The organism is Actinomadura sp. WAC 06369, from assembly GCF_003947565.1.
Lineage (GTDB): Bacteria > Actinomycetota > Actinomycetes > Streptosporangiales > Streptosporangiaceae > Spirillospora > Spirillospora rifamycini.
In genome coordinates, this window is sequence record NZ_QHJN01000044.1 from 28,703 (window position 1) to 50,747 (window position 22,045).

The window sequence follows — 22,045 nt, forward strand, 5'->3', positions numbered from 1 at the left end:
GCCGACCCGACGAACGTCTCCACAGGAGGGTGAGCCTGGTGGCCTTCAACCCGCTCGAACACCGCGGCATCCCGCTCGACGACCAGCTGCGCGACTGGGGCCAGCTCGACGTCGCGCCCGTCGACCCGGACCACGCCGATCCCTACACCAAGTGCCGCATCATCACGATGAACGGCATCGAGGTGGAGGCGATCATGTTCAGCCACCACTTCAACCGCGTCTGCCCCGACCCCGAGGTCAAGCAGAAGCTCGCGCACGTCCGCTACATGGAGCAGCAGCAGCAGAAGACCGTCAACTGGCTGCTGCCGGGCCAGGCGTCCGTCCTGGAGACGACCCTGTCCTACGAGCAGGTCGCCGTCGACCTCACCGGCTGGGTCGCGCGGATGGAGCCCGACCCCTACCTCAAGCAGGCGTACGACTTCGGCCTGCTGGAGGACTTCGACCACCTCTACCGGTACGCGAACCTGTACGAGATGATCGAGCACCGCCGGGCGGAGAAGATCGTCGACCAGCTCACCGAGGTCATGCCGGGACGCCCCGGCCCCCTGCAGCACCGGCACCCGATGGACAACGTCCGCGAGCCCTACGACCGGCAGACGGCCGCGCCGCTGTCGAAGCTGCACGCGCTGACCATCATGGCGGCCGAGCAGCAGACGATGAACTTCTACATGAACGTCGGCCCCATGTACATGGAGCCGATCGCCCGCCAGCTCTACCAGGAGATCGGCCTGGTGGAGGAGGAGCACGTCACGCACTACGAGTCGCTGGTCGACCCGGGCGAGACCTGGTGGGAGCGGCTCGTCAACCACGAGTACAACGAGTGCTACCTCTACTACTCGTTCATGCAGACCGAGACCGATCCGCGGGTCAAGAGCATCTGGGAGCTCCACCTGAACATGGAGCTGGAGCACCTGCACATCGCGTGCGACCTAATGCGGCAGCACGACGGCCGCGACCCCGAGAGCATCCTGGCGCCCGCACTGCCCGAGCCGGTCCGGTTCGAGCCGAACAAGGAGTACGTCCGGGAGGTGCTGGCGACCCAGATCGACTGGACGACCCTGGGCACCGGCTACGTCCAGGAGGCGCACCGCCGGTTCGAGGAGTGGCAGGCCAAGATCAACGCCGAGCGGCCGCCGCAGCAGCGCGTCATCGAGGAGCACATCGACAAGTACGGCGAGGAGTACCGCCTGGAGACCGAGGGCGCGCACCCGGTCGAGCGGCTGCGCCTCGGGTAGCCCGGACGGCCGGGCGGGCGGGGCGGCCCCCGTGACCGCGGGGCGCCCGGGCCGGTACGCTCCCCACACCGAAAGCCATTCGGTTTCACGTGGGAAGGGTGCCGCGAGTGGGCGAGCCGACCGTAACCGACATCGACCAGACCGTCCCGGCCGTCGACCGGACCGTGCACGACATCGGCGCCGCCTGGATGCTCGACCCGGTCACCGGGGAGCGGGGCAAGGAGGCGGGGTACGCCAACCCGTTCGCGTTCTACTTCGCCGGGCGCGGCGGCGTGCTCGGCGACGTCGACGCGAGCGTGATCTGCGCCGCGTTCGGCTGGTTCGAGCCGGGCGCCGTCCGGCTCTTCTGGGACGAGGGCGTGGCCGTCGCGGGCGCCCGCGAGGCCGCCCGCCGGTACGGCCGCACCTGCGCCCGGTGGGGCGAGGACCACCTCGCCGGGCTCGGCGCCGCCGACGTCGAGCGGCTCACCGACCTGGCGGGCCGGGTCGTCGACGCCGCCGACGGATCGGGCCTCCCGCTGTTCTGCGGCTGGCGCGCGGAGCCGACCGCCGACGGCGGCCCGGCCCGGCTGATGCAGCTCATCAACGTGCTCCGCGAGTGGCGCGGCGCCCTGCACCTGTGCGCGACGACCGCCGCCGGGCTCCGCCCCCTGGAGGCGATCCTCGCCGGGTACGAGAGCGGCGGCCCCGCACGGGCCCGGTTCCTCGGCTGGCGCGGCGTCGAGGACGGCACGGCCGCCGACGCGTCCGCGCTGGCCCGCCGCGCGGAGGCCGAGGCCGCGACGAACCGCCTGACCGCGGCCGTGTACGGGCGCGCGCTGACGCCGCCCGAGTTCGCCGAGTACGCCGAGCTCGTCGAGAAGGCCCGCGCGGTCGCGCTGGCCTGAGCCGCCGCACCGGGCGGCCGCACCGGGCAGCCGTCCGGAAATTTGGCGGCCGCGGACAACCGGCGGGCGGCGATTCATCCGCCGGAGGCTAGCTCCGGCGGGCCGCGGCGTCCATTGTCGACTCATCGACCGGTCCTCCCCCGAGGAGAGCGTGATGAGGCCGAGCCCCGGCGCCGGACGCCGCACCGCCCGTTCCCCGTTGTCCCGGAGCCGCGCCGCGGCGGTCCTGGCGGCCGCGTCGCTCGCGGCCGCGGCGCTCGCCGCCGGCGTCCCGTCCGCGCCGCCCGCGGGCGCCCGCGCCGCCGACCGGACCGAGACGCCCGTCGCGTCGAGCTCGCCGGTCACCGACGTCGCCGAGTCGGTGGTGCGGGTCCGGATACCGCTGCCGGAGTCGGCCGGGCCGCGGCCCGAGGCGTGCGACTGGCTGTCGTACCTGCGGTACCGGCACGCGGACGGCCCGGCGGACCCGGCGGACGCGGACCGGATCCTCGTCGCGCAACCGGGCATCTTCGCGGGCGCCGGATCGTTCGACGGGCTCGCGCGCAACACCGTCCGCGCGGCGGCGGAGAACGGCGACCGCGTCGAGTTCTGGGCGCTCGACCGGCGGTCCAACTGCCTGGAGGACCGCACCGGCATCCAGGCGGGGCTGGCGGCCGGGGACGTCCGCCTCGCCGTCGACTACTACTACCGGCAGAAGGAGGTCGACGGCCGGAGGTTCGCCGGGTACCGGACGAACGAGCAGGTGGAGTGGCTCCAGCACGTCGGGCTGGAGCAGACCGTCCGCGACCAGTACGACCTCCTCGTCCGGGAGCTGCCGGAGCAGGAGCTCCGCAAGCGGAAGGTGATGTGCGGCGGGCACTCGCTCGGCGGCGTCCTGACCGCCTACTTCGCGATGTGGGACTTCGACGGCGACCGCGCCACCACCGCCGACGCCGGGCACGCGCAGTGCGCCGGGTACTTCGCGCTCGACACCCGCATCGACACCGGCATCCTCGGGATGGAGGGGTTCCCGGCGGACATGGTGCCGCTCGTCGCGCTCGGCGCGGGCGTCGTCCGGGTGGGGCTGGCGGCCGGGGTCGTCCCGCGCGCGCTGTCGGCGCCCGCCGTCGTCAACACCGAGACGATGAACCTCCTCGCGATCGCGGGCCTCGCCGCGCGGCTCGACCCCGAGGGCGTCTCGGAGCTCGCGACGTACGTCCCGTCGTCGTTCAACACCGACACCACCTACCGGCTGCTGTTCGCCGAGGACTACCCGACGTTCATCGCCGGCACCCCGACCGTCCGCGACTTCCGGTTCACCAACGCCGCCGCGCTCGGCGGGCTGCTGGACGACAACTCGCAGCCGCTCGCGTTCATGCAGGCCAGCGTCGGGTTCTGGGACGGCGGGAAGGTCGTCGACAAGGAGTTCCCGGCGCCGAACGACCTGGACCGGCTGGGCCTCGGGGGGCTCGCGGCGCTGCTCGGCCCCGACCGCAAGGCGGTCCCCGACACCCCGCACGGCCCGCTGTACACGTGGCGGAACTTCGACCTCGTCGGCGCCCCCGACGACCCGGGGTACGCGTCGAAGCACGGCGGGCCGTTCACGACGGCCGCCAAGGAGGCCACCGACATCGCGCAGCTCGCCCGCAGCCTGTCCGAGCATCCGCTGGACTTCACGGAGCACTACTTCCCCACGAAGCTGATCGCCGACATCGCGCTCGCGGACGCCCCGGGCATCGCCGACGACGCCGTCCACACCGGCGGGATCGACGCGAACCCGACGCTGAACCTGCAGGCCGGGGACGGTCTCGGCGCCCGCGACCCGCGGCCCGGCGACATCGTCGCGCCGGGGTACCAGCACCTGGACGTCCTCACCGCGGCGGCCGTGCAGCACGGCGGGCGGCCGGAGCCGATCTCGCAGCACCTCGCGGTGTTCGCGGGGAAATGACCGCAGACCGCGCCCGCGGTGTTTAGCGGGCCGGAGCCGGGTAGGTGACGCTGCGTCCGGGTGGTTCCGGGAGAACGAGAGGCGGTGTGCGGCATGGGCGTCCGGCAGTGGATCGACGCGTGGCCCGTCTACCGCCAGTTCTCCGACGGCGACCCGCTCGGGCGCGGCGCGGCCGTCAAGAGCGCCGCGACCGCGAACCTGAAGCCGCGGGTCGACACCGCGGAGAAGGTCGTGAAGTCGGTCTGCCCGTACTGCGCGGTCGGCTGCGGCCAGGACGTGTACGTCCGGGACGACGCGGTCACCCAGATCGAGGGCGACCCCGACTCGCCCGTCAGCCGCGGGCGGCTGTGCCCGAAGGGCTCGGCCAGCCTCCAGCTCACCACCGGGTCGGCGCGCGAGCACAAGGTCCTGTACCGGCGCCCGCACGGCACCGAATGGGAGGAGCTCGGGCTCGACGCCGCGATGGACATGATCGCCGACCGGGTGATCGAGGCGCGGCGGCACGGCTGGCAGTGGGAGCAGGACGACCTGCGGGTGCGGCGCACGCTGGGCATCGCCAGCCTCGGCGGCGCCACGCTCGACAACGAGGAGAACTACCTGATCAAGAAGCTGTTCACCGCGCTCGGCGCGGTGCAGATCGAGAATCAGGCGCGTATTTGACACTCCTCCACCGTTCCCGGTCTGGGAACCTCGTTCGGACGCGGCGGCGCGACCACCTTCCAGCAGGATCTGCAGAACGCCGACTGCATCGTCATCCAGGGCTCGAACATGGCCGAATGCCATCCGGTCGGGTTCCAGTGGGTGATGGAGGCGAAGGCGCGCGGCGCGAAGGTCGTCCACGTCGACCCGCGGTTCACCCGGACGAGCGCGCTCGCGGACGTCCACGTCCCGCTCCGCGCCGGAAGCGACATCGCGTTCCTCGGCGGGATCGTCAACTACGTGTTGCAGAACGACGCGTACTTCCACGAGTACGTCCTGAACTACAGCAACGCGTCGGTGATCCTTAGCGAGGACTTCCGCGGCACCGAGGACCTCGACGGCGTGTTCTCCGGCTTCGACCCGGAGCACCGCACCTACGACCTGCGGAGCTGGCAGTACGAAGGCATGCAGGTGCAGGCGGCGTCGGGGCAGCGGGACCAGGCGTACGAGGCGCACCGGCGGGCGGTGGCGCGGTCCGGGCGCGGCGAAACGGCCGGGTCGGGCGGGCCCGGCATAGGCGAGGGCGACCCGCGGCGCGACCCGACCCTCCAGGACCCCCGGTGCGTGTTCCAGGTGCTCAAGCGGCACTTCTCCCGGTACACCCCGGAGATGGTGGAGCGCATCACCGGCGTCCCCGCCGACCGGTTCCTGGAGGTGTGCCGGCTCGTCGCCGACAACTCGGGCCGGGACCGGACGACCGCGTTCGCCTACGCCGTCGGCTGGACGCAGCACACGGTGGGCGTCCAGTACATCCGGACGGCGTCGATCCTGCAGACGCTCCTCGGCAACATCGGCCGCCCCGGCGGCGGGATCCTGGCGCTGCGGGGGCACGCCTCGATCCAGGGCTCCACCGACATCCCGACCCTGTACAACCTGCTGCCCGGGTACATCCCGATGCCGCACGCGCACCCCGGCCTGGACCTGGACCGGTTCGTCGAGGGCGAGTCGGCGAAAAAGGGCTTCTGGGGCGAGATGCGGTCGTACTTCGTGAGCCTGCTGAAGTCGTACTGGGGCGACGCGGCCACCGCGGACAACGACTTCTGCTTCGACTACCTGCCGCGCCTCACCGGCTCGCACAGCACGTACGAGACGGCGATGGCGCAGATCGACGGCGTCTGCAAGGGCTACTTCCTGATGGGCGAGAACCCGGCCGTCGGGTCCGCCAACGCGAAGGTGCAGCGCCTCGGCATGGCGAACCTCGACTGGCTCGTCGTCCGCGACCTCTCGCTGATCGAGTCGGCGACGTGGTGGAAGGACGGCCCGGAGATCGAGTCCGGGGAGCTGCGCACCGAGGACATCGGCACCGAGGTGTTCTTCCTGCCCGCCGCGACGCACACCGAGAAGGACGGCAGCTTCACCAACACGCAGCGGATGCTGCAGTGGCACCACAAGGCCGTCGACCCGGCCGGCGACGCCCGCAGCGACCTGTGGTTCATGTACCACCTGGGCCGCATCATCCGGGAGAAGCTCGCCGGCTCCGACGACGAGATGGACCGGCCCGTCCTCGACCTCACCTGGGACTACCCCACGGAGGGCGACCTCGCCGAGCCCGACGCCGAAGCCGTCCTCGCCGAGATCAACGGGTACGACGGCGAGGGGGACCCGGTCTCCTCCTACACGCAGCTCAAGGACGACGGGTCGACCTCGTGCGGCTGCTGGATCTACGCGGGCTGCCGCGCGGACGGCGTCAACCAGACGGCCCGCCGCAAGCCCGGCCGCGACCAGAACTGGGTCGCGCCCGAGTGGGGCTGGGCGTGGCCGATGAACCGCCGCATCCTCTACAACCGGGCGTCCGCCGACCCGGACGGCAACCCGTGGAGCGAACGCAAGGCGCTCGTCTGGTGGGACCCGGGCGAGGGCCGGTGGACGGGCCACGACGTGCCGGACTTCTCCGCCGACAAGGCACCGGACCACCTGCCGGAGCACGGCTCGACCGGCCCCGCCGCGCTCGCGGGCAACGACCCGTTCATCATGCAGGCCGACGGCAAGGCGTGGCTGTTCGCCCCGACGGGCCTCATCGACGGGCCCCTGCCGGCGCACTACGAGCCGCAGGAGTCGCCGTTCGCGAACCCGCTGTACGCCCGGCAGCACAACCCCGTCCGGGACGTGCTGCGGCCGCACCCGGCGAACCGGTACCAGCCGAGCGGCGGCGAGCCGGGCGCCGACGTGTTCCCGTACGTGGTGACGACGTACCGCCTCACCGAGCACCACACGGCGGGCGGCATGTCGCGGTGGCAGCCCTACCTGGCCGAGCTCCAGCCGGAGTTCTTCTGCGAGGTCTCGCCGGAGCTGGCCGCCGAGCGGAACCTGCTGCACGGCGGCTGGGCGACGATCGTGAACGGCCGCAGCGCCGTCGAGGCGCGGGTCCTCGTCACCGAGCGGATGAAGCCCCTCGTCGTCGACGGGCGGCCCCTGCACCAGATCGGCCTCCCCTACCACTGGGGCCCGAACGGCTACAGCACCGGCGACGCCGCGAACGAGCTGCTGCACCTCTCGCTGGACCCGAACACCCACATCCAGGAGACGAAGGCCCTCGCCTGCGACATCCGGCCCGGCCGCCGCCCGCGCGGCGCCGCGCTCCTCGACTTCGTCCGCGACTACCAGCGCCGCGCGGGCATCACGGACGAGACGGGCACCGGGATCTAGGGGGCCGGCGCGGGGCGGCCGGGCGGCGGGTTCAGCGGACGACGACCGCACGGCCGGCGGCGGGGACCAGCTCCCCGACGACCGGGTGGCCCGGGACCTCGCCGGCGACGAGGAGGCCGCCGGAGGTCTGCGCGTCCGCCAGCAGCAGGCGGGTCTCCTCGCCGGCGGCGCCGAAGTCGGTGTGCGGCGCGACCCAATCGAGGTTGCGGCGGGTGCCGCCGCTGACGAACCCGTCCCGGACGGCCTCCCGCGCGCCGTCCAGGTACGGGACGGCCGCCGCGTCGACGACGGCGGTGACGCCGGACGCGCGGGCGAGCTTGTACAGGTGCCCGAGGAGGCCGAAGCCGGTGACGTCCGTGGCGCAGCGGGCGCCCGCGGCGAGCGCGGCGGCGGACGCGTCCCGGTTCAGCTCCGCCATCGCCGCGACGGCCTGCGGGAACACCGCGCCGGTCGCCTTGTGCCGGTTGTTGAGGACGCCGACGCCCAGCGGCTTGGTGAGGGTGAGCGGCAGCCCGGGGGCGCCGGTGTCGTTGCGCAGCAGCCGGTCCGGGTCGGCGACGCCCGTCACGGCCATCCCGTACTTGGGCTCGGGGTCGTCGACGCTGTGCCCGCCGCCGACGTGGCAGCCCGCGAGCGCCGCCGTGTCGAGGCCGCCGCGCAGCACCTCCCGCGCGACGTCGAACGGCAGGACGTCGCGGGGCCAGGCCAGCAGGTTGACGGCGACGAGCGGGCGGCCGCCGACGGCGTACACGTCCGAGAGGGCGTTCGCGGCGGCGATGCGCCCCCAGTCGTACGGGTCGTCCACGACGGGGGTGAAGAAGTCGGCGGTGGCGACGACCGCGTCCGGGGAGCCGGGCATCCGGACGACGGCGGCGTCGTCGCCGGTGTCGAGCCCGACGAGCAGCTCCCCGTTCGGGTCCCGGGGCGCGGCGGTCAGCCCCGCGACGACGTCCTCCAGCTCGCCGGGCGGGATCTTGCAGGCGCAGCCGCCGCCGTGCGCGTACTGCGTGAGGCGTTCGGCGGTGGCGGTCATGGTGCCCCCTCGGGGTCGCGGCAGCGTCGGTGCAGGTCGTCCACGCGGATCGTGTACCCGCGGGCGTCGAGGTGCTCCAGCAGCGGGACGGCCGTGCGGCGGGTGGTGCCGAGCGCGCGGCGGGCCTCGCTGAGGGTGAACGGCCCGTCGAGCTCGGCGAGCCGGGCGGCGGCGCGGGCGTCGTCGCCGGGCAGCAGGACGAGCCCGTCGCCGATCCTGAGCAGGGCGCCCGCGGCGGCGGCCGCGGCGAGCAGCCGCGGGGTGAGGCCGAGTTCGGCGAGCCGGTGCGCGTCGGGCGCGCGGAACGGGGCCGCGGCGAGGTCGCGGCGGACCGCGTCCACGGCGGCGCGGACGTGCGGCGGCAGTTCGGGGGGCTTGGCGTAGAGGCGGCCGTCGCGGTGCAGCAGCCCGTCCGCGAGGGCGTCGACGAGCGCGCGGTCGGGCAGGCCGAGGGCGCGGCGGGCGGCGTCGGCGGGCAGTCCGGGATCGGCGGGTTCGCGGCGGGCGTGGTCCGCGACGGCGGCGGCGAGGCGGCGCCGCAGGCCGGCCCAGTGCCCGGGGTCGGCGAGCCAGTCGCCGGCGACGGGCTCGCCCGGCGCCGGGACGCCCATGGCGACCAGGTCCGCGCGCCGCACCAGCCCGCGGCGGCGCAGTTCGGCGGCGGCGTCCGGCCGTCCGGTGAGCCCGTCCAGTTCCCGGGCGCGGGCGGCGGCCGCGCCGCGCCGCGCGAACGGGGGCGGGCGGACGTCCAGGACCGTGATCCCGGCCGCGACCCGGTGCCGCCCGGGGTCGCGCAGCAGCGCGGTGTCGCCGACGCGCAGCGGCAGCGCCCGCCGCAGTTTCAGCCGCGCGGTGTCGGCGCCGAGCGGCCGGACGTGCACCGGCACGGCCGCCGATCCGGCGTGCAGCGTGAGCCGGGACGGCAGGTCGGCGGCCGGGTCGCCGCGCAGCCGCACGTCGACGACGTCCGCGGTGAGCCACCGGTCCGGGGCGAGCAGCGCCTCGCCGCGCCCGATCGCGCCGCCGCCGTGCAGGTTGACGGCGACGCGCGCGACGGCGCCGACCTCGCCCCGGTCCTCCTTGAGGGTCTGCAGGCCCCGCACCCGGAACGTGCCGCCGCCGGGCGCGGCGAGCCGGTCGCCGACGCGGACCGTCCCGGCGCCGAGGGTGCCGGTCACGACCGTCCCCCGGCCGCGCACGGTGAACACCCGGTCGGTCCACAGCCGCACGTCGGCGTCCCGGTCGGGCGCCGGGAGCCCCGCGGCGAGGCGGCCGAGCGCGGCCCGCAGCGCGTCCAGCCCGGCGCCGGTGGCGCCGCTGACCTCGACGGCCTCGACCCGCCCGAGGGACGTCGCGGCGACGCGGGCGAGCGCGTCCTCGCGGGTGCGCCGGACGGTCGCGGCGTCGGCGAGGTCGCAGCGGGTGACGGCGAGCAGCGCGTGCCGCACGCCGAGCGCGTCCAGCACGGCGAGGTGCTCGGCCGACTGCCGCTGCCAGCCCTGGTCGGCGGCGACGACGAACAGCACCGCCGGCACCGGCCCGACGCCCGCGAGCATGGTCGTGACGAGCCGCTCGTGCCCCGGCACGTCGACGAACGCGATCGCGGCGCCGTCCGGCGCCTCCGTCCACACGAACCCCAGCTCGATCGTCAGGCCGCGGCGCCGCTCTTCCTCGAGCCGGTCGGGCTCCATGCCGGTGAGCGCCCGCAGCAGCGTCGACTTCCCGTGGTCGACGTGCCCCGCGGTGGCGACGACGTGCATCAGCGGGCCGCCTCCCGGACGGCGCGGGCGAGGGCGGCGTCGTCCTCCGGCGGGACGGCGCGCAGGTCGAGCAGGCAGCGGCCGTTCTCGACGCGGCCCATTACCGCCGGGTCGCCGCGGCGCAGGAGGGCGGCGCAGGGCGCGGGGAGGGACACGGCGGCGCTGGGGAGCGCGACGCCGGGCGCGCCGCCGCCGCCGACCGCGGCCTCGCTGGCGACGGCGGCGGCGTCGATTCCGTGCTCGGTCAGCTCCGCGGCGAGCTTCTCGGCGCGTTCGCGCAGCTCGGACGGGTCCGCGTGCAGGGCCCGCGCGGTGGGGGCGGCGGGGCCGCGCAGGGTGGCCTCGAGCGCCGCGAGGGTCATCTTGCCGACGCGCAGCGCGCGGGCGAGGGGGTGCCGGGCGAGCGTGCGGACGAGGTCCGCGCGGCCGAGGACGATGCCGCACTGCGGGCCGCCGAGGAGCTTGTCGCCGCTCGCGGTGACGAGGCCCGCGCCCGCGGCGAGGGCCGTCTGCGCGTCCGGTTCGTCCGGGAGGAGGGGTTCGGGGGCGAGCAGCCCGGAGCCGATGTCGGCGACGACGGGCACGCCGAGGCCGGCCAGCTCGGCGATGCCGGCCGCGCGGGTGAAGCCGGTGATCCGGAAGTTCGATGGGTGGATCTTGAGGATGAAGCCGGTGCCGGGGCCGACGGCCCGCGCGTAGTCGTCCGGGGACGTGCGGTTCGTGGTGCCGACCTCGCGGAGCCGGGCGCCGGTCGCGGCGAGGAGGTCGGGGATGCGGAAGCCGTCGCCGATCTCGACCAGCTCGCCGCGGCTGACGATGATCTCGCGGGTGCCGGCGAGGGCGGTGGCGGCGAGGACGAGCGCGGCGGCGCCGTTGCCGACGACGTGCGCGGCCTCGGCGGCGGGCACGCGCCCGGCCAGCGCGTCGAGCGCGCCGCGGCCGCGGCGGGCGCGGGCGCCGGTGGCGAGGTCGAGTTCGACGTCGGTGACGCCGGAGGCGGCGGCGACGGCGTCCCGGGCGGCCCGCGAGAGGGGCGCGCGGCCGAGGTTGGTGTGCAGCAGCACTCCGGTCGCGTTGATCACCGGGCGGAGCGCGGACGCGGTCGGCGGCAGCGCCGCGGCGGCCTCGTCGGCGACCGCGGCGGGCGGGATCTCGCCCGCGCGGGCGCGCGCCTGGGCGGCGGCGACCGCCTCTTTCACGGGTCCGCGGCCGAGGCGCCGGGCGGCCTCGGCGAGCCGCGGGTCGGCGAGCACGGCGTCCGTCCGGGGGACGCGCCGCCGCCCGTCCTGGTCGTGCCGCATACGGGGGTCCTCCTTCACCGGCCGGTGCTCTACCCGCGATCTTGACCGGCAAACGGCAACGGATATGCCGCCACTTTCTGTGCAATCCATCCAAAAATGGGCGGTGGCGGGTTTCCGCGCCGTGAAAAACGCTCGCCCCGGGAGCAAAGCGCGGCGAGTGTTGTCATCGCGGTGAGTGTCGCGCGCGACACGCTCTGCCTAGCCTGGCGGCCCGGGTTTGTGCTCACGGAGGTGCCCCTGTGACCGAGCTAGCCGACCGGCCCGCCGCCGACGATCTGTCGGACCAGCCCTGGCGCGACATCCCCCGCGAGGAGGCCGACTGGATCCGCCCCCACCTGCCCGCGCTGGGCGACGCGATGGTCGAGGGCGTCCTGCGGCACGTCCCCGAGTACGCGCGCCTCGAAGACCCCGTCTACGTGGAGGTCGTCCGAAAGACGATCGCGCGGGGCATGGAGCACTTCGTGCGGCTCATCGCCGACCCCGACGCGTCGTGGAAGGAGCTGCACCAGCTCTATTTCGACATCGGCTACGGCGAGGCCGTGGAAGGGCGCGGGCTGGAGCACTTCCAGAACGCGCTGCGGGTCGCGTCGCGGACGGCCTGGCGGTACCTGGCGCGGGAGGCCGACCGGCTGAAGAAGCACCGGGACCTCGCCATCCGGCTGACCGAGGCGAACTTCGCGTACCTCGACCTGCTCGCGTCCGCCGCCGCCCAGGGGTACGCGCGGGCGCGGGAGAAGGCGGCGGGCGAGCGGGAGCAGCGGCGGGCGCGGCTGCTGGGGCTGCTGCTGTCGGACCCGCCCGCCCCGCGCGACGTGCTCGTCGAGCAGGCCGCCCTGGCCGGCTGGCCGCTGCCCGAGCGGATCGCGGTGATCGTCCTCGACACCCGTCCCGGCCACGGCGGCGAGGGCCCGCGCGGGCTGCCGCCCGCCCTGCTGTCCGGGCTGGACCGGGGCCGCACCTGCCTGGTGGTGCCCGACCCGGACCGGCCCGGCGGCATCGACCGGCTCACCGCGCCGCTGCGGGACTGGACGGGCGCGGCGGGGCCCTCGGTGCCGCTCGAGCAGGCCGGGGTGTCGCTGCACTGGGCGCACCGGACGCTCGACCTCGCCCCGGACTGCCCGAAGGCGCGGGGCGGCGGCCTGCTGCACGCCGACCGGCACCTGCCGGAACTGCTGCTGCAGGAGGGCCGGACGCTCGCCGAGGCGGCCGCCCGGCGCCGCCTCGCGCCGCTCGCCGACGCCGGGCCGCACCGCGGCGCCCGGCTCGCGCGGACCCTCCTCGAATGCCTCAAGCACGGGTTCAACGCGACCGACGCCGCGGACGCCCTGCGCGTGCACCCCCAGACCGTCCGGTACCGGATGGCGCAGCTCCACGAGATGTTCGACTTCGACATCGAGGACCCGGAGCTGCGCCTGGAGCTGATGCTCCTGCTCCCCGTCTGGCTGCTGGACGCCGACGGGGAGCGGCCCTGAGCGGACGTGCGGGACGGGTCAGCCGGTCTCCTCAGCCGGCCTCCTCAGCCGGCCTCCTCAGCCGGCCTCCTCAGCCGGTCTCCGTGCGCGGCAGCGCCCCCTCCAGGTACGCCCGCCGGCACGCGGCGCGGGCGATCTTGCCGCTGCTGGTGCGGAGCAGCCCGCCCGGCTCGATCAGGACGAAGTCGTGCACCCGCAGGTCGTGGTCCCTCTTCACGGCCGCCCGGACGGCCCGCCCGACCTCCTCGGCGTCCAGCAGGGCGATCGGGACGCGCCGGTTCCGCTCGGCGATCACCACGAGGCCCTCGGTGTCGCCGGTGTCGACCGCGACCGCGCACGTGTACTCGCTCCGGATCGCCTTGTGCGCGTTCGACACCGTGTACTCGACGTCCTGCGGGTAGTGGTTGCGGCCGTCGACGATGACGAGGTCCTTGATGCGGCCGGTGACGTACAGCTCGCCGCCGTGCCGGACGCCGAGGTCCCCGGTCCGCAGCCACGGGCCGCGCGGCACGTCCCCGACCGTGCCCGACAGCTCCGCCTGGAACGTCTCCCTCGTCGCCTCGGGACGCCCCCAGTAGCCCGCGGCGACGTTCGGTCCGTGCACCCAGATCTCGCCGACCGTCCCGTCCGGCTGCCGCACGCCGGTCTCGGGGTCCGCGATCACCACGAGCTGGCCGTAGGACGTGCCGCAGGCGAGCAGCTGGATCGCGCCGGCCGCGTCCGCGGCGCACGGGTCGGCGGTGCCCCTGCGCAGCGCCTCGTGGTCGAACGCGGTGCGCGTCGGCTCCTGGAACCGGGACGACGCCGACACGTACACGGTCGCCTCCGCGAGGCCGTAGGCGCACACCTGCGCCTCCTTGCGCAGCCCGCAGTCCTTGAACGCCTCGTAGAAGCCGGTGAGGGTGCTCTCCCGGATCGGCTCCGCGCCGTTCATGAACACCTGCACGCCGCTGAGGTCCAGCGACGCCTTCTCCTCCTCGGTGACCTGCGCGGTGAGGTACTCGTAGGCGAAGTTGGGGCCGCCGGTGAACGCGTGGTCCTGCCCGCTCAGCAGCTCCAGCCAGCGGACCGGCCGCATGATGAACGCGACCGGGTCCATGATCACGCCCGGGTTCCCGTACACCAGCGGCAGCGCGACCGTCGTCACCAGGCCCATGTCGTGGAACACCGGGAGCCAGTTCACGCCGGTCGACTCGCGCGGGACGCCCTCGAACGCGCGCCACAGCTGCTCGGCGTTCGTCGCGAAGTTCCCGTGCGTGATGATCACCCCGGCCGGGGTGCGGGTCGAGCCGGACGTGTACTGCAGGTAGGCGACGTCGTCGGGGTCGATCGGCTCGGGCGTCCAGTCGGGCGACGCGTCGATCTCGTCGGCGACGACGATCTCCGCGGGGCGCACGCCGTCGCCGTCCAGGAACGTCCGGACGGCCGGCAGCGCGGCGCTCGTGGTGACGACGACGTCGGGCTCGGCGTCGGCGTAGACGGCGCGGAGCCGGTCGCCGTGGCCGGGCAGGTCCGGGGAGAACAGCGGGACGCCGATGACCCGCGCGTACATCGCGCCGAGGAACCCCGCGACGTAGTGGTGGTCCTGCGGGGCGAGGAGGGCGACGCGGCGTCCGGGCTCGGCGGCGCGGCGGATCGCGGCGGCGAGCGCGCGCGCCCGCCGGTCGAGCTCGCCCCAGGTGAGGTCGGTGGCGACGCCGTCCGGGTCGGACATGTAGTCCATGAACGTGTAGGCGCGGTCGTCGGGGAAGTCCTTGGCGAACCGGGCGAGCCGCTCGATCAGCGGCGTCCGGTCGAGGGCGGGAAGGTCGCTCATGGTGGGCTCCTGGGGTCACGGGGAACGCGGATTCACGGGGAGACGCGGTGCGGTGGACGCACGGTCACGGGGGCACGCGCGGTCACGGGGGCACGCACGGTCACGGGGGCACGCGCGGTCACGGGGGCACGCGCGGTCACGGGGAGACGCGGCGGGCGGCGAGGCGCTCCTGGTCGGGCCAGCGGACGTCCCAGACCCAGCCGAGCCGCTCGAAGACCCAGATCACGCGGGCGCTGATGTCGATCTGGCCCTTCAGCACGCCGTGCCGCGCGCACGTCGGGTCGGCGTGGTGCAGGTTGTGCCAGGACTCGCCGAACGACGGGATCGCCAGCCACCACACGTTGCGGGCTTTGTCGCGGGTCTTGAAGTCCGTCCTGCCGAACACGTGGCAGATGGAGTTGATGGAGAAGGTGATGTGGTCGCCGGCGAACACGCGCAGCAGCCCGGCCCAGAACGTCGCCGTGACCGCGCCGTGCCACGACCAGGTGAGAAGCCCCCCGAGCGCGAACGGCACCGCGAACGTCGACAGCACGATGAGCGCGTACACGGGGTCGAGCGACAGGAACCGGATGTCCTTGTCTTTCAGCAGGTCGGGGCAGTACTTGCTGCGGGACGTCCGGTCCTTGCTGAACAGCCAGCCCATGTGCGCGTGGTAGAGGCCCTTGGTGAGCCCCCACACGCCCGGCCCGTACAGCCACGGCGAATGCGGGTCGCCCTCCCGGTCGGCGTACTTGTGGTGGCGCCGGTGGTCGGCGACCCACCGGACCACCGACCCCTGCATCGCCTGCCCGCCCAGGATCGCGAGCGCGATCCGCAGCCACCGCTTCGCCTTGAACCCGCCGTGCGTGAAGTGCCGGTGGTACCCGACCGTCACGCCGATCGCGTTCAGCGGGTAGAGGAAGGCGAAGATCGCGACGTCCGTCCAGCCGATCCCCCAGCCCCACAGGAACGGGATCGCGCCCAGGACCCCGGCGATCGGCCCGATCACGAACACCGCGATCGCGATCCGCTCCGGCCACGGGACCGTTCCGGACAGGTCCGGCTGCGGGGTTCTGCTTCCGGCTTCGGCGACATCCGCTGTCATCTCGATGCTCTCCTTGAACTGGATGGATCCCCGGAGACCGGGCCGCGGTCCGTCCGGCGGCCCGGCCTCCGGGACGATCAGCAGTCGCCCTCGGCGGGCTTGCCCTCGAAGCGGTCGTCCAGGAAGTTCGTCACGTCCCCGGCGGCGCCCCAGTCGGTCGTCAGGTGCTCGGTCGGGTAGGTGTTCTTCCAGGTCGTGTTGACGCCGGCGGCGCAGTAGCGCCGCCGCGTGGCGTCCTCCGTCTCGTGCGGGATGATCTCTTCGAACCAGCCGCGGTACTGGAACACCGGGAAGCCGATCTCGTACCGGGCGCCCGAGCCGGGCCCGCCGATGTCCTCGCCGAGCCGCTGCCGGTCGACGATCTCGCCCCACGTCGTCCCGCCGGGGCCGCGCAGCGCGTAGATCTCGTCGAGCGACAGGCCGTCGGTGGTGAAGTCCTCGACCCGCGCGCCCAGGAACACCGCGAGCGTCCCGAACAGGCAGTGGGACCCGACGTCCCGGACCGCCTTCTCGCCCTTCTCGTTCATCAGCCCGGTGAACGGCATCTGCGGGTACGCGGCGTTCAGGCCGACGAGCGCGTCCGCGAGGAACCCGGCGAACAGGCTCCCGTTCAGCGCCTTCGCGGTCACCTTCAGGTCGCCGGGGACGCCGCCGGCGGCGGCGCCCGCGACGTCCAGCTCGGGCGCGTAGGACGACGCGAGCTGCGCGGCCCACAGCGACGCGGCCCCGCCCTCGGAGTAGCCGGAGATGCCGACCTTCCCGTCGGCCGGCGGCCCGCCGGGGATCCGCCGCGACGCCCGCACGATGTCCAGCAGCGCGTGCCCGGCGTTCGCGCCGACCATGTACGTGTGGACCTGCCCGTCGAGGTAGCCGACGCCGTCCGTCGCGGCGACCGCGTGCCCCTCCTTGAGGAACAGCGCGAGGTTCCCGCCCTCGTACATGTCGACGTACCGGCCCGCGAGCTGCTTGGAGAACGCGCACTGCGGCCCGGAGCCGAGGGTGCCGGGGTTGAACGCGACCGTCGGACGCGGACCGCCCTTCGTCCACTCGGCCTTGGGCACCGCGACCGTCCCGGTGACGACGTTCCTGCTTCCCTCGGCGTCCGTCGAGACGTAGCGGACCTTCCACGCCTTCATCGGGATGTCGCCGGGGATGTTCGTCAGCACCGCCTCCCGGCACGCGAGCAGGTCGCCCGCGTTCCCCTGGACGGCCGCGGGCGGTGCGGCGTAGATCTCCTCGTCGGTGGCGGTGCACCCGGCCGGCGCGGCGGCGGCGGGCACCGCGGCCGCGCCGGGCACCGCCGTCGCGGCCGCGCCGAGCACCGCCGCGGCGAACAGGGTCCGTAGTCGCATCCTCGCTCCAGGGGGTGGGCCGGGAAGACGGATGCAGCCGACTGTGTCCCACGCGGCGCGCGAGGAAAATGAAGTCCTCTCATATGGTCGGGCGCCGCTCTTAGCAACGGACTCAACAAACCGGGAGCGCTCCCCCGCGACACCCGGCGGCGACTCCGGTCTCCCGAGTCTTCTAACGTCGGTGTAATGAGCGAAGCCCTCCGACACTCCGATACCACCTCCGACCGGCGCCCCCGGCTGGTCAGTCGGCACCTGGCGCTGGTGTTCGCGGCCACGCTGACCTCCCTCACCGGCTTCTTCCTGCTGATGTCGGTCGTGCCGATGTACGCGCGGGCCGGCGGCGCGGGCGAGGTCGGCGCGGGGCTGGCGACCGGGACGCTGATGCTGACGACGGTGCTCGCCGAGCTGGTGCTGCCCCGGCTGATCCGGCGGTTCGGGCACCGGGCGGTGCTCGCGGTCGGGCTCGTGCTGCTCGGGGCGCCGCCGCTGGTGCTGCCCGCCTCGGACGGCATGCCGCTGATCGTCGCGGTGAGCCTGGTGCGGGGGCTCGGCTTCGCGGTCGCGGTGGTGGTGACGGGCGCGATGGCGGCGGCGCTCGTCCCGCCGGAGCGGCGCGGCGAGGGCCTCGGGCTGTACGGGATCATGACGGGCGTGCCGTCGGTGCTGGCGCTGCCGCTCGGGGTGTGGCTCGCGGACCGGATCGGGTACGCGCCGGTGTTCGCCGCGGGCGCGGTGCTCTCGCTGGCCGCGCTGGCCGTGCTGCCCGGCCTTCCCGGCCGGACGGGGACGGGCGGGGCGGACGAACCCGCGTTCGGCATCGCGGCCGGGCTGCGCTCGGCGGTGCTGGTGCTCCCCGCGCTCGCGTTCGGCGCGACGTCGATGGCGTCGGGCGTCCTCGTCACGTTCCTGCCCGCGGTCACCGGCCTCGCGGCGGGGGCGCTGCTGGTGCAGGCGGGCACGACGGTGTTGGCCCGCTGGTGGGCCGGGCGCGCCGGGGACCGGCACGGGGCCGGGCGGCTGCTCGCGCCGGCGGTCGCGCTCGCCGGGGCGGGCATCGCGCTGCTGGTGCTCGCGCCGCACCCGGCCGCGGTGTTCGCCGCCATGGTGCTGTTCGGCGCCGGGTTCGGCGTGGCGCAGAACGCGAGCCTGGCGATGATGTACGAGCGGGTGCCGCTGTCGGGTTACGGGACGGTGAGCGCCATCTGGAACATCGGCTTCGACGGGGGCATGGGGGTCGGCGGCGCGGCGTTCGGGGTCGCCGCCGACCGGGCGGGCCACGAAGCCGCGTTCGCCATGACCGCCGTGCTGATCTTCCTGGCGCTGCCGCTGGCGCGGCGGCGCCGCTGATCAGCCGCGGCGGGGCCGTTCGCGCGACGGCGCCGGCCGGCCGGGGGCGGGCCGGTCGGGGCCCGGCTGGTCGGGGCCCGGCTCGCGGCGGCGCTCGTGCAGGTCGGGGTCGGACGCGCGGACGACCGGGCGCTCGGCGCGCGGGGTCTCGGCGCGGGGCTCGTCGGGCTCCTCGGGCAGGAGGCCGGACGTCTCGAGGTACTCGCGCCCGCGCGGGGTGATCTCCCAGGAGTTGCGGCGCCACTCCTTGCGCTTCCAGACGACGCCGGCCGACAGCAGCCGGCGGCCGACGCGGCTGATCTCGGTCTCGTCGGTGCCGAGCTCGGCGGCGAGCTGCTGGTTGGACATGCCGCGGCGGCGGCAGACGGCGACGAGGAAGCGGGCCGCGTGCCCGTCGGGCTGCAGGGCGAGCTGCAGGCCGGACGGCAGCCGGCGCAGCGCCCAGTGCACGACGTCGATCATGCCGAGGATGCGGCCGCGCTGCTCGCGCTGCGCGCCGTCGAGCGCGTCGACGTCGAGATAGTGCCGGTGCAGCCACTGCAGACCGTCTTGCACCTCGACGAGCGCGGGCTCGTCGGCGGTGAGCGACGCGTCGGTGATCAGCATGCCGAGCGCACTGAAGTGCCCGTCGCTGATGACCTTGGCGTGCTCCATGGTCTCGATGAGTCGCCGAACCTCGTTGCGGCGGTCGCGCGCGCGACCGGCCGGCGGGGAGGTCGGCTCTGCCCTCAGGTTCACGGCTGCTCCCGGGTCGACGAAGTGGCCGTACCCCTCAAGGGTCAGCCCGTGCCAAGTGATTGTCAAGTGAAGAGTGTATCCGATGCCACGGAAGGAGGGTGCCCCTCCGGTTAGCATCGAGTTACCGCCAGATGTCGCCGCTCGTTGATTTCCCCCGGAGGGTGCTCATGCAGGATCAGTTGGGGGCTCCCGCCTACCCGGCCGCACCAGCTGATCTCTTCGTCAGGCTCTACGACTCGGTGTCCGACGACGTTTTCGAGGACTGGACGGCCACCCGCTGGTACGACGATCCCGAGGTGCGGGCCGCGGCGGAGGCCGTCGCCGAGACCGTCCTCGAGGACGGGGGGCTCGACCCGGACGAGACCGCGCGGATCGTCCGCGAGCAGGGCGACCGCGGACGGTTCGCGCTGCTGCTCGGGCTGGACGCCGCGCTCGCGCACGCCAGCCCGTACTCGCCGTACTACGACGCGCCCGCGCTCGCCGGGACGCTCGTGACCTACCTGACCGAGGGGCGGTTCAACGGGCCGGAGACGGAGGGCGCGCTGCTCCCCCGCTGCGCCTTTCCCGGACGGCCGCGCGGGCGGCGCACGAAAGCCGAGTTCTTCGGCGTGCACCGCGTCCCGAAGGCCGAGTGGGACCGGATCGACCACACGATCCTGCCGTCGGTGCACGACCCGCACTTCAGCCGGGACGAACCGGTCGCCGTGGGCTGCGCCCCGGTGCTGGAGACGTTCGACGACGTGGAGATCGCGTTCGAGGAGAAGCACGGGATGACCGTGTACCGGCTGCGCCCGATGGACACCGCCGGGATCCGCAGCCGGATCAAGACGATCATCCGGCGGCTGGACGAGTCGGGCGCGCGGCTCGCGGTGATGCCGGAGTCGTCGCTGTCGGACTCGCTGCTGGAGCACTGGAAGGAGGTCGCGTTCGACACGGCCGGGCGCGACCGGGAGCGGCATCCGCTGCGGTTCCTGCTGGTCGGCACCGGCCCGCTCGGCGACGAGGACCCGCCGCCGAACCGGGCGGTGCTGATCGACCGGTGGACCGGCCGGGAACTGCTCGTCCAGGACAAGCTGTCCGGGTTCACGCTGGACGCGGCGCAGATGCGGCTGTGGCGGCTGCCGGACGCGCCGGCGGACGGGACGGCCGACGAGTACTCGCGGCCGGGGTCGCGGATCAGCGTGCTCGACTCGTCGCTCGGCCGGCTGGCGGTGCTGATCTGCGAGGACCTCGGCCGCTCGATCGGGTGGGAGCGGGAGCTGCTGTCCTGCGGCGTCTCGCACCTGCTCGTGCCGATCTTCTCCAAGCCGATCCTGCCGTTCCGGTGGGAGCAGCAGGGCGCCGAGCGGCAGGTCATCGGCCTCGGCACCTGGGTGACGGTGGCGAACAGCCTCGCGGTCGGCGACGCGATCCCGGACGAGGAGATGCCCGGCCCCCGGTACACGTGCCTGGTGGCGGGCCCGGCGAGCCTCGACCGCTCCGCCTACGCGACCGAGCTCCAGTTCGGCGCGGCCGGGACGGGCGCCGAGCTGGGGCGGCTGCGCACGTCGGCGCTGCCCCGGGTGCTGCCGGGCGCCGCGTACGACGCGTGGCACGGCCACTGGCCGGACGGGAAGTGACCGCGCGGAACCCGGGCGAACGGAACCCGGGCGAACGGGGCGCGGACGAGCGGGGCGCGGGCGTCCGGGCCGCGGGCGTCACTCGACGGTGAACGGGGCCACGGCCGGGCCGGACGGGGTGAGGACCGTCAGCGGCCCGGTCGCCCCGGGCGGGACGGTCGTGCGGACGCGCGTGTCCGTGACGTCGGCGACCGGCGCCTCGGCGGCGCCGAACCGCGCCGCCGAGGCCGACGCGAGGCCCGTCCCGTGCACGGTGACGGACGCGCCGACGGGGGCGGACGCGGGCTCCACCGAGGCGATCGCGGGCCCCAGGGCCTGGTCGCGGCCCGCCGGGGCGGGCGCGAGCAGGGCCGCGAACACGCCGCGCAGCTTCTCGGCCGTCTCCCGGGAGAACAGCCCGACGAGCGCGGCGATCGCGGTGACGCCGTAGGGGTTGATGTCGGTCGCGGCGCCGGTGGGCGACGTCAGCCCGCCGCGCAGCACGAGGTAGACGACGAGCCCGAGCAGCGCCCCGACGAGCGGGAGCGTCAGGTACATCATCAGCCAGCTCCGGCGGAGGGCGCGGTTGCCGACGTACCAGTACAGCGAGCGGAGCGCGTGGACGACCGCGCCGAGCGCCCCGGCGGCCAGCACGACGACGAACAGGCACGTCTCCCGGGACACGCGGGGCGACCAGCCGAACAGGTGCACGGTCGTGTCGCGCGCGGGGAGCTGCGTCCGTCCGTCCGGGGAGACCTCCGGGGCGGGGGGCCACACCTGCACGAGGACGACCAGGAGCGCGGCCGTGAGCAGGAGCAGGGCGGCCGACGCGGCGACGATGTCGCGGGTGCGGGCGTACCGGGCGCCGGACGACGACTCCGACGACGCAGAATCGGACGACGCGGACGCGGACGACGACTGGGCCACGAGGCTCCTTTCCGCCGGGGGGCTCGGCGGCATATCGCGCGGGGGGAGATCGGCGTTTCGCCCCACCTGGCACACCGGTCCCAGCGCTTCGCGGGCGGCCGGATCGGACGGGTCCGGCCCCTTTCCCGTCTCGCATTCCGGACGTACGATTCCCGAACCGCTTTCTAGTGACGGGAACGCGCGCCATGACAGCAGCAGCTCCCCACCCGGCAGTCCCCCACCC

Annotated in this window: 15 protein-coding genes; 7 read left to right on the plus strand and 8 right to left on the minus strand. The window is 74.5% G+C overall.

The window, feature by feature from the left end:
* Positions 1 to 38 precede the first annotated feature (38 nt).
* From DMH08_RS14555 to fdh, 4 genes are all read left to right on the plus strand, one after another.
* A complete protein-coding gene (locus DMH08_RS14555; protein WP_125614660.1) occupies positions 39 to 1,235 on the plus strand; it encodes a hypothetical protein in 1,197 nt (398 codons plus the stop codon).
* Positions 1,236 to 1,342: 107 nt separating this feature from the next.
* Positions 1,343 to 2,122, plus strand: a complete 780-nt coding sequence (locus tag DMH08_RS14560; RefSeq protein WP_125614663.1) for an SCO6745 family protein — start codon at positions 1,343 to 1,345, stop codon at positions 2,120 to 2,122.
* Positions 2,123 to 2,276: 154 nt separating this feature from the next.
* Entirely contained in the window at positions 2,277 to 4,049 is a 1,773-nt protein-coding gene (locus DMH08_RS14565; RefSeq protein ID WP_199747792.1) for a hypothetical protein, read from the plus strand.
* 93 nt (positions 4,050 to 4,142) lie between these two features.
* Positions 4,143 to 7,394: a formate dehydrogenase gene (gene fdh / locus DMH08_RS14575; RefSeq protein WP_199747793.1), complete on the plus strand. Its 3,252-nt coding sequence runs from the start codon at positions 4,143 to 4,145 to the stop codon at positions 7,392 to 7,394.
* Positions 7,395 to 7,425: 31 nt separating this feature from the next.
* Here fdh and selD read toward each other — a convergent pair whose 3' ends face one another.
* From selD to selA, 3 genes are read right to left on the minus strand one after another with little or no spacing between them, the layout of a single operon-like run.
* Positions 7,426 to 8,427 carry a selenide, water dikinase SelD gene (selD, locus tag DMH08_RS14580; RefSeq protein WP_026404289.1) on the minus strand — a complete coding sequence of 334 codons (1,002 nt, stop codon included), beginning with the start codon at positions 8,425 to 8,427 and terminating at the stop codon, positions 7,426 to 7,428.
* The gene (locus DMH08_RS14585; protein ID WP_125614672.1) at positions 8,424 to 10,187 is read right to left on the minus strand and encodes a SelB domain-containing protein; all 1,764 of its coding nucleotides are present in this window, start codon (positions 10,185 to 10,187) and stop codon (positions 8,424 to 8,426) included. Before DMH08_RS14585 ends, selD begins: the two co-directional genes overlap by 4 nt.
* Positions 10,187 to 11,488, minus strand: a complete 1,302-nt coding sequence (selA, locus tag DMH08_RS14590) for an L-seryl-tRNA(Sec) selenium transferase (protein WP_034520117.1) — start codon at positions 11,486 to 11,488, stop codon at positions 10,187 to 10,189. The genes DMH08_RS14585 and selA overlap by 1 nt, the downstream gene beginning before the upstream one ends.
* A 239-nt stretch (positions 11,489 to 11,727) precedes the next feature.
* Here selA and DMH08_RS14595 point away from each other — a divergent pair, with 239 nt between their 5' ends.
* Complete coding sequence (locus tag DMH08_RS14595; RefSeq protein WP_051301230.1) at positions 11,728 to 12,960, plus strand: helix-turn-helix domain-containing protein; 1,233 nt, start codon at positions 11,728 to 11,730, stop codon at positions 12,958 to 12,960.
* A 70-nt stretch (positions 12,961 to 13,030) separates the two neighbouring features.
* Here DMH08_RS14595 and DMH08_RS14600 read toward each other — a convergent pair whose 3' ends face one another.
* From DMH08_RS14600 to DMH08_RS14610, 3 genes are all read right to left on the minus strand, one after another.
* Positions 13,031 to 14,776 carry a fatty acyl-AMP ligase gene (locus tag DMH08_RS14600; RefSeq protein WP_125614675.1) on the minus strand — a complete coding sequence of 582 codons (1,746 nt, stop codon included), beginning with the start codon at positions 14,774 to 14,776 and terminating at the stop codon, positions 13,031 to 13,033.
* Between the two features lie 136 nt (positions 14,777 to 14,912).
* Positions 14,913 to 15,860, minus strand: a complete 948-nt coding sequence (locus tag DMH08_RS14605; protein ID WP_026404560.1) for an acyl-CoA desaturase — start codon at positions 15,858 to 15,860, stop codon at positions 14,913 to 14,915.
* A 77-nt stretch (positions 15,861 to 15,937) separates the two neighbouring features.
* The gene (locus tag DMH08_RS14610; RefSeq protein WP_125614678.1) at positions 15,938 to 17,212 is read right to left on the minus strand and encodes a lipase family protein; all 1,275 of its coding nucleotides are present in this window, start codon (positions 17,210 to 17,212) and stop codon (positions 15,938 to 15,940) included.
* A gap of 186 nt (positions 17,213 to 17,398) precedes the next feature.
* On the opposite strand from DMH08_RS14610, the gene DMH08_RS14615 reads away from it, so the two are divergent.
* Positions 17,399 to 18,559 (plus strand): MFS transporter, encoded by a 1,161-nt coding sequence (locus tag DMH08_RS14615; protein WP_125614681.1) that lies wholly within the window; start codon positions 17,399 to 17,401, stop codon positions 18,557 to 18,559.
* Here the strand turns inward: DMH08_RS14615 and DMH08_RS14620 are convergent, their stop codons facing one another.
* Positions 18,560 to 19,363: a hypothetical protein gene (locus tag DMH08_RS14620; protein ID WP_125614684.1), complete on the minus strand. Its 804-nt coding sequence runs from the start codon at positions 19,361 to 19,363 to the stop codon at positions 18,560 to 18,562.
* Between the two features lie 101 nt (positions 19,364 to 19,464).
* On the opposite strand from DMH08_RS14620, the gene DMH08_RS40130 reads away from it, so the two are divergent.
* Positions 19,465 to 20,916 carry a hypothetical protein gene (locus tag DMH08_RS40130; RefSeq protein ID WP_157433146.1) on the plus strand — a complete coding sequence of 484 codons (1,452 nt, stop codon included), beginning with the start codon at positions 19,465 to 19,467 and terminating at the stop codon, positions 20,914 to 20,916.
* 78 nt (positions 20,917 to 20,994) lie between these two features.
* Here the strand turns inward: DMH08_RS40130 and DMH08_RS14630 are convergent, their stop codons facing one another.
* A complete protein-coding gene (locus tag DMH08_RS14630; protein ID WP_158642307.1) occupies positions 20,995 to 21,822 on the minus strand; it encodes an IPT/TIG domain-containing protein in 828 nt (275 codons plus the stop codon).
* Positions 21,823 to 22,045: the final 223 nt, after the last annotated feature.